The sequence below is a fragment of the Kocuria tytonicola genome, assembly GCF_003687455.1.
Taxonomy (GTDB): Bacteria; Actinomycetota; Actinomycetes; order Actinomycetales; family Micrococcaceae; genus Kocuria; species Kocuria tytonicola.
Genome location: NZ_PHOA01000105.1, coordinates 1 through 8,461, shown reverse-complemented (window position 1 = coordinate 8,461; position 8,461 = coordinate 1). Strand labels below are relative to the sequence as shown.

At 71.6% G+C, this 8,461-nt stretch carries 7 protein-coding genes; all 7 read left to right on the top strand.

All coding sequences use genetic code 11. The features are described 5' to 3' along the window. On the top strand, nt 1-363 hold a 363-nt coding region (locus CWC38_RS10065; protein WP_165860391.1), incomplete at its 5' end, for an FHA domain-containing protein. A gap of 1 nt (nt 364) precedes the next feature. Next, nucleotides 365-889: an FHA domain-containing protein FhaB/FipA gene (locus CWC38_RS10060; protein WP_121846611.1), complete on the top strand. Its 525-nt coding sequence runs from the start codon at nt 365-367 to the stop codon at nt 887-889. A 4-nt stretch (nt 890-893) separates the two neighbouring features. Then, nucleotides 894-2,462 carry a PP2C family protein-serine/threonine phosphatase gene (locus CWC38_RS10055; RefSeq protein WP_121846610.1) on the top strand — a complete coding sequence of 523 codons (1,569 nt, stop codon included), beginning with the start codon at nt 894-896 and terminating at the stop codon, nt 2,460-2,462. Beyond that, a complete protein-coding gene (locus CWC38_RS10050; RefSeq protein ID WP_121846609.1) occupies nt 2,459-4,210 on the top strand; it encodes an FtsW/RodA/SpoVE family cell cycle protein in 1,752 nt (583 codons plus the stop codon). The genes CWC38_RS10055 and CWC38_RS10050 overlap by 4 nt, the downstream gene beginning before the upstream one ends. Continuing rightward, a complete protein-coding gene (locus CWC38_RS10045) occupies nt 4,207-5,649 on the top strand; it encodes a peptidoglycan D,D-transpeptidase FtsI family protein (protein ID WP_121846608.1) in 1,443 nt (480 codons plus the stop codon). Before CWC38_RS10050 ends, CWC38_RS10045 begins: the two co-directional genes overlap by 4 nt. Next, nucleotides 5,646-7,421, top strand: a complete 1,776-nt coding sequence (locus CWC38_RS10040) for a protein kinase domain-containing protein (RefSeq protein ID WP_121846607.1) — start codon at nt 5,646-5,648, stop codon at nt 7,419-7,421. The genes CWC38_RS10045 and CWC38_RS10040 overlap by 4 nt, the downstream gene beginning before the upstream one ends. Before the next feature lie 5 nt (nt 7,422-7,426). Beyond that, nucleotides 7,427-8,461: protein kinase domain-containing protein (locus CWC38_RS10035; protein WP_133306250.1), on the top strand; the 1,035-nt coding region annotated here is incomplete at its 3' end.

Sequence of the window (8,461 nt, the reverse complement as noted above, 5' to 3'; positions counted from 1 at the left end):
GTGAACCCCTCCTACGACGACGCCCCCACCGTCGCCCACGAACCCGTCGCCTCCGCATCCCCCCAGCGGGTGCCCGTGATCGAGGTGGGGTCCGAGCGCTTCTCCCTCAACGCCCCGAGCGTGAGCGTGGGCCGCTCCGCGGAGGCGGACATCACCGTGGAGGACACCGGGGTCTCCCGCAAGCACCTGGAGATCCGCCGCCAGGGACAGAACTTCCTGGCCGTGGACCTGGGCTCCACCAACGGCTCCTACGTGGACGGCCAGAAGGTCCAGGGGCGGGCCCAGCTCGTGGACGGCTCCGTGATCACCATGGGGCGCACCCGGCTGGTCTTCCGGCTGCTGGTCCCGAAGGAGAGACGCTGACGTGTCCGAACTGACCGTGACCCTGCTGCGCTTCGGCTTCCTGGCGCTGCTGTGGATCTTCATCGCCGCCGTGGTGGTCTCCCAGGCGCGTGACCTGACCGTGAGCGGCAGGGCCCGCTCCGCGTCCCGGGAACGCACCCGGGCGGCGGTGGCCGCGGACGAGCCCGAGCGGCGTCGTCCCGCGCCCACGCCGCAGCCCCGGCAGGCCGCACCCACGACCGGAGGAGCGCGCCACCGACCGCAGCAGCTCGTGGTCCTGGAGGGCCCGCTGGCCGGCAGCAGCTACCAGCTGAGCGCGGCTCCCGTGATGCTGGGCCGCTCCACCGAGGCCACCGTGCCGCTCGAGGACGACTACGCCTCGGGCCGCCACGCCCGCCTGTTCCCGCAGGGCTCCCGCTGGTTCCTGGAGGACCTCGGCTCCACCAACGGCACGTTCGTGGAGGGTCAGAAGCTCTCGCGCGCCGCCGCGGTGGAGCCGGGCGTCCGCTTCCGCGTGGGCCGCACCGTGATGGAACTGAGGCAGTAAGCGCATGCCCATAGCCTTCCGCTACGCCGCGCGGTCCGACGTGGGCCGCGTGCGCTCCAAGAACGACGACTCCGCGTACGCCGGGCGCTACCTGGCCGTGGTGGCCGACGGCATGGGCGGGCACGTGGGCGGGGACGTGGCCTCCGCCTCCGCCGTCATCGACCTCACCCACCTGGACCACGCGGGCCACGACGGCGACGCCGAGACCGTGCTCGCCGACGAGATCCAGAACGCCAACCAGAACCTCGCGAAGCTCGTCCAGTCCAACCCGCGGCTGGGGGGCATGGGCACCACCGTGACCTCCCTGCTGATCGACGGGGACGAGATCTCGGTGGCGCACATCGGGGACTCCCGCGCGTACCGGCTCTCCGAGGCCGAGGGCTTCCAGCAGGTCACCACCGACCACACGTTCGTGCAGCGACTGATCGACGAGGGCCGGCTGCAGCCGGAGGAGGCCGAGAGCCACCCCCACAAGAACGTGCTGATGCGCGTGCTCGGCGACGTGGACGCCTCCCCCGAGCTGGAGGTCCGCACCGTCCGCCCCGCCGTGGGCGAGCGCTGGCTGCTGTGCTCCGACGGGCTCAACGCCGTGGTGAACGCGCAGACCATCGAGAACGTGATGCGCTCCACGGGTGACCTCAACCAGATCGTGAACTCCCTCGTGGAGCTCACCCTGGACCGCGGCGCCCCGGACAACGTGACCGTGGTGGTCGTGCAGGTGGACGAGATCCCCCGCGGGGACGAGGCCCACCCCATGACCGGTGAGAGCCAGGGCGCCGTCCCGGACGAGTCACGCACCTCGGACGAGCAGCTGCGCGCGGACACCTTCGAGGACCACTGGAACGGGCCCATGGACTCCCCCGTGGCCGGCGGCGGTCACGACTACCGCGAGCCCGGACGCCAGGAGGACACCGCCACCCCGGAGCGGTCCTCGGCCTCCGTGCTGCGCCAGGACCTCTCCGAACGGCCGCACCTGCTCGTGGGTGCCGCCGCGAACGCCACGCAGACGGGGCGCATCCCCACGGTCTCCGACTCCGCGATGCAGCGCCGCGCCACCATGCTCTCCACGTCCACCCTGGACATCACCACGGACCCCGCGGAAGTGCGCAGCCTGCTGCGCCGCAAGGGCGAGGAGCCCGCTCCCGGGACCAGGCGGCGTCGTGCCCTGTGGGCGACGGGCATCGCGGTGCTCGCCGTGGCCCTGCTGCTGGGCGGCTGGGGAGCCCGCGCGTGGACCTCGTCCCAGTACTACGTGGGGGAGGACAACGGCAAGGTGGCCGTGTACCAGGGCGTCTCGCAGTCCCTGGGCCCCCTCTCCCTGAGCGAGCTGGACTCCACCACGGACATCCCCGTGGACTCGCTCTCGCAGTACGCGCAGGAGCGCGTGCGCGCCACGATCCCCGCGGACGACCGCGCCGAGGCGGAGAAGATCGTGGCCGAGCTGAAGACCTCCTCGGGGGCGTCCCCGCACCCCACCGGCAGGGTCACCGTCACCACCCCCACACCGGACCCCTCGGGTGCCACCGGCTCCCCGAGTGCGAGCCCCAGTCGTTCGGGAGGTGGGAACAGATGAGCTCCACCGCACCCGCCGCGGCTCACGACGCCGCCGCGCGCCCCAGGCCGCGCCGCCTCACCGAGCTGCTGCTCCTGCTGCTCGCCCTGGGCATCGGCGTGGGCGCCAACATCCTGGTGGACCCCGAGCAGCTGGACAAGGACGCCTCGCACATCGTGATGAGCGGCTCCGTGCTGGGCCTCGGCGCACTGCTCGTGCACGTGGTGCTGTGGGCCCGCGCGCGGTACGCGGACCCGTACCTGCTGCCCCTCGCCGTGGCGCTGAACGGCCTGGGGCTGGCCATGATCCACCGCATCGACCTCTCCACCGGTCAGACCGCCGCGAACACCCAGGTGGTGTGGACCGGGGTGGCCATGGCGGTGTGCTGCGTGGTGCTGTGGCTGCTCAAGGACCACCGACGGCTGCGCAACGTCACCTACATCATGCTGCTGCTCTCCGCCGTGCTCCTGGTGCTGCCCATGGTCCCGGGGCTCGGCGTGGAGATCAACGGCGCGCGGCTGTGGATCTCCGTTGCCGGGCGCACGTTCCAGCCCGGTGAGATCGCCAAGATCACCCTCGCCGTCTTCTTCGCGGGCTACCTCTCCACCAACCGGGACCTGATCCTGCTCGCGGGGCGGAAGATCGGTCCCGTGCGGCTGCCCCGCTTCCGGGACGTCGCCCCCATGCTCGCGGCCTGGGCCATCGCCATCGGCGTGCTCGTGCTGCAGAAGGACATGGGCACGGCCATCATGTTCTTCGGCCTGTTCCTGGCCATGATCTACCTGGCCACCGGTCGACTGGGCTGGATCGTGCTGGGCGTGGTGCTCATGCTCGTGGGCGGGTTCGCCGCGAGCCGGTTCTTCACCCACGTGAGCCTGCGCCTCGACGCCTGGCTGGACGCGTTCAACCCCGAGGTCTACAACCGCTCCCCCGGCGGCTCCGCGCAGATCGTGCAGGGGCTCTTCGGCCTGGCCTCCGGCGGGCTGTTCGGACAGGGCCTCGGCCAGGGCCGCCCGGACCTGGTGTCCTACTCCAACTCGGACATGATCATCACCGCGTTCGGCGAGGAGCTCGGGCTGATCGGGCTGGGCGCCATCCTCATCATGTTCCTGCTGTTCGCCACGCGTGGTCTGCGTGCGGCGCTCGGTACCCGGGACGCGTTCGGCAAGCTGCTCGCCGCGGGTCTCTCGGCACTGATGGTCCTGCAGCTGTTCATCGTGATCGGCGGGGTCACCCGGCTGCTGCCGCTGACCGGATTGACCACGCCGTTCATGTCCGCGGGCGGTTCGTCGCTGCTGTCCAACTGGATCATCGTGGCCATCCTGCTCGCCATCTCCCACAGCGCGCGCCGCCCCGTGGTCACGGGCCCTGCCTCGGACGAGGACCTCGCCACCATCGAGGCACGACGCCGCGCCCGCGCCGAGCAGCGCACGCAGGGTTCCGACGCCGCGGACCGCGAGCCCGCCACCGAGCCCACGCGCTCAGCGGCTCTGAGCTCCTCCGCCGCGGCCCCGCACCACGCCGGCGATTCGTTCGACGCCCCGGACACCGGTTCCGCCACCGAGGCGATGTCCCGCATCTCGGACCGCTCGGACGGGCCCGCCGCCGGTGAGCGCGCCGCGTCCCGTGACACGGACGACGCCGCTGCCGCCGCCACCACGGGTGGCGACGCCGCGCGCGGGGGCACCCGGGCGGCGTCGTCCGGGGGCCCCGAGCAGAAGAACGAGCCCGCCCAGGGCGAAGCCGAGCAGGAAGGAGGGACTCCGTGAACAAGGCGATCCGCAGGATGTGGCTGATGGTCGCGGCCATCGTGATGGTGCTGCTGCTCACCCTGACCTACGTGCAGTTCTTCGCGGCGAACGCCCTCCAGGCCAACCCCTGGAACAACCGCACGCTCTACGAGCAGTTCGGACAGGACCGCGGCTCGATCCTGGTGGGTGGCAAGGAGATCGCCAAGTCCGTTCCCGCGAACGACGACTTCGAGCACCAGCGCGTCTACACGGACTCGCCGCTGTACTCCGGCCTGACCGGCTACTTCTCCCTGGTCTACGGGGCCACCGGCCTGGAGTCCGCCATGGGGGACGAGCTCTCCGGCGCGTCCGACGACCAGTTCTACGACCGCGTGATGTCCCTGTTCTCCGGGGACCAGCCCAAGGGCGCCTCCGTGGAGCTGACCCTGGACCCCAAACTGCAGCAGGTGGCCTACGACTCCCTGGAGGGGCACAACGGCTCGATCGTGGCCGTGGACCCGAAGACCGGTGAGATCAAGGCGATGGTCTCACGCAAGAGCTACGACGCGAACGCCATGTCCTCGCACGACACCGACAAGGTGGTGGCCGCCTCGGACCAGCTCAACGCGGACCCGGACAAGCCCCTGGTGAACCGGGCGATCGGCGGGGACCTCTACTCCCCCGGCTCCACGTTCAAGCTCGTGGACACCGTGGCGGCCCTGGAGTCCGGGAAGTACACCACCGGCTCCACGCTGCAGAACCCGTCCGAGCTGCCGCTGCCGGACACCACCGTGACCCTGCCGAACTACCGGCAGGGAGGCTGCGCCGCGCGCACCGAGGTGAACCTGCAGTTCGCGCTGGAGCAGTCCTGCAACACGCCGTTCGCGCAGATCGCCATGGACCTGGGGCAGGACAAGATCCGGCAGACCGCCGAGAACTTCGGCTACGGGCAGGACCTCAGCATCCCGCTGGACGTCACGCCCTCGGTGTTCCCGAAGGACATGAACCAGGCGCAGCTCGCGCTGTCCTCCATCGGACAGTACGACGTCCGCACCACCCCGCTGCAGGTGGCCATGACCTCGGCTGCGCTGGCCAACGACGGCGTGATGATGAAGCCCAGCCTGGTGAAGAACGTCCGGTCCTCGGACCTCTCGGTCATCGACGAGTTCAAGGCGGAGCAGCTGCGCCGCTCCACGGACGCGGAGACCGCGAACACGGTCACGGACCTGATGACCTCCGTGGTGGACAACGGCATCGCCCGCGGTGCCGCCGTCCCCGGCGTGAAGGTGGCCGGCAAGACCGGCACGGCGGAGATCGGCAAGGACGGATTGAACGATTCGTGGTTCACTGGATTCGCGCCCGCCGATGACCCCCAGTTGGCAGTGGCAGTGGTCGTCGAGGACGTGGACGTCACCACAGGGTCCTCCGTGACCAGCCCCAGCGCACGGCAACTCTTCGAGGCGGTGTTGAACAAGTGAGACCATCGTCGAGCACCATTCTGGGCGGTCGCTACGCGCTCACGGAACGAATTGCCATCGGCGGCATGGGCGAGGTGTGGAAGGCCAAGGACCAGGTCCTGGGCCGCATCGTGGCCGTGAAGATCCTCAAGGACGAGTACAACGGGGATCCCACGTTCCTGCAGCGCTTCCGCGCCGAGGCGCGCCACACCGCACTGCTGAACCACCCCGGCGTGGCCAACGTCTTCGACTACGGCGAGGACGAGGGCTCCGCGTTCCTGGTCATGGAGCTGGTTCCGGGCGAGCCGCTGTCCAACATCATCGACCGGCAGAAGTCGCTGGACCCGGACACGGTGCTCAACTACATCGGCCAGACCGCGCGCGCCCTCGCCGCCGCCCACGCCCAGGGTCTCGTGCACCGGGACGTGAAGCCCGGGAACCTCATCATCACCCCGGACAACCGGGTGAAGGTCACGGACTTCGGCATCGCCCGCCTCGCGGACCAGGTGCCGCTGACGGCCACGGGCCAGGTCATGGGCACCGCCCAGTATCTCGCCCCCGAGCAGGCCACCGGCCAGACCGCCACGGGCGCCTCGGACATCTACTCCCTGGGCATCATCGGCTACGAGCTGCTCGCGGGCCGCCGTCCGTTCACCGGGGAGTCGCAGATCGCGATCGCCCTGGCACAGGTCAACGACAACCCGCCGCCGCTGCCGGACTCCGTGCCGGAACCCGTGCGGGCCCTCATCATGTCGATGCTCGCGAAGGATCCGGAGGACCGCCCGGAGAACGCCGGCAAGCTGGCCAACGCCGTGGACGCCCTGCGACGCGGTGACATGGCCTCGGCCGTGGCCATGGTTCCGGGCATGTCCCGGTTCCTCTCCACGGGCGTCACCGACGACGACCAGCCCACCGAGGCCATGGCCCCGGTGTCCGGACCGGCCACCCGCGCCATGCCGGGAACCGCCATGGGAGCACCCGTGGGCACGGGCTCGGCGGCCGCCGCGAACCGGCCTGATCCCCGCTACAGCGCGCACCCCTCCACGGCACAGTTCGACGCCGTGGACCAGGGCAGGACCGGCTCCACGCCGCAGCAGAAGCCCAGGCGTTCCGTGTGGGCCTGGCTGCTGCCCCTTTTGGCGCTGCTGCTGGTGCTCGTGCTGGCCGGGGTGTGGTTCTTCTCCACCCGCGGCTCCGAGGACTCCCCCTCCCCGGGCACCGTGACGTCCTCCACCGTGTCCCCCACGGAGTCCGGCACCGTCACCCTGCCCCAGCAGATGGTGGGCCGCAACGCCGAGCAGGTCTCGAACGAGATCGTGGCCCTGGGCGTGAACGTGGACAAGCGGCTGCAGCAGGGCACCGGCAAGGCCGAGAACACCGTGGTCTCCACCGAGCCGGGGGCCGGGGCCTCCGTGAAGGTGGGATCCACCGTGGTGGTGTACGTGGCCTGGACGCCGCCGGCCGACTCCGGGCAGGGTTCCGGCACCGGCGGCGCCACCGGCCAGCCCGGTGCCACCCCGCAGCCGGGCGGGGGCGGCGCCTCTGCTCCGGCGCCCACGGGGGCACCGGTGAACCCGAGCACCGGCGCCGGCAACGGTGGCGCGGACGGGGGCAACCAGGGCGGCGGCAACGGTGCCACGAACAGCGCGGGCCGGGGCGGCGACACCTCCCAGGACACGGGTGACCAGGGTGCCCGGGCGGACGGGGCCACCGGTGGCACCGTGGCGGGTCAGGACGCCGCCGTGGCCGCTCCCGGCGCATCCGGCGGTGCGAGCAACGGCACGGACGGGTAGCGCACATGGGGACGCCGTCGATCCCGGATCGGATCAACGACCGCTACGAGGTCGGTGAGGTCATCGGCCGCGGTGGCATGGCCACCGTCCACGTGGGCCAGGACGTCCGCCTGGGACGCCGGGTGGCCATCAAGATCCTGCGCCCGGAGCTGGCCGCGGACGAGACGTTCCACGAGCGCTTCCAGCGGGAGGCCCACGCGGTGGCCTCCTTGAACCACCACTCCATCGTGGCCATCTACGACACGGGGGAAATCCGGCCGCAGGGCCCCGACGGCGTCATGCGCCCGTACATCGTCATGGAGTACGTCCCCGGGCAGACGCTGCGGGAGCTCATCCACGGGCCGGGGGTCACCCCCCAGCAGGCCGTGGAGTACATGCTCGGCATCCTGGACGCGCTGTCGTTCAGCCACCGTGCGGGGATCGTGCACCGGGACATCAAGCCCGCGAACGTGAAGGTCACCCCGGACGGCGGCGTGAAGGTCATGGACTTCGGGATCGCGCGCGCCGTGGAGGACACCCAGGCGGCACTCACGCAGTCCCAGGCGGTGCTCGGCACCGCGCAGTACCTCTCCCCCGAGCAGGCTCGCGGCATCGCCGTGGACCCGCGCTCCGACCTCTACTCGGCGGCATGCGTGCTCTTCGAGATGCTCACGGGCCGGGCACCCTTCGTGGGGGAGTCCTCCGTGGCGATCGCGGCGCAGCACGTGCGGGACGCGCCCCCGGCGCCGTCGGCCCTGAATCCCCGGCTGCCCCCGGCGGTGGACCGCTTCATGGAGCGCGCCCTGGCCAAGAGCCCCCAGGACCGCTTCGCGGACGCGAGCGAGATGCGCCGCGCGCTGCGCGAGCTCGCGGGGCACCTGCCCGGCGACCTGGGCACCACCCAGCCCATGGCGGCCACCGCGGAGACCGGCGACGGCCACACCAAGACCCTGCCCGCCGTGGGCGCGGGCGCGCCCGCCGCCGCAGTGGTGGCCGCCGGGCGCAGCGAGGACACCGAGCCCTCCCGCGTCGACGACGCCGAGGCACCCGCCGCGGCCGCG

Coding starts and splice junctions, on each gene's coding strand:
- CWC38_RS10055 (WP_121846610.1), top strand. CDS start 894: ATGCCCATAGCCTTCCGCTACGCCGCGCGGTCCGACGTGGGCCGCGTG.
- CWC38_RS10050 (WP_121846609.1), top strand. CDS start 2,459: ATGAGCTCCACCGCACCCGCCGCGGCTCACGACGCCGCCGCGCGCCCC.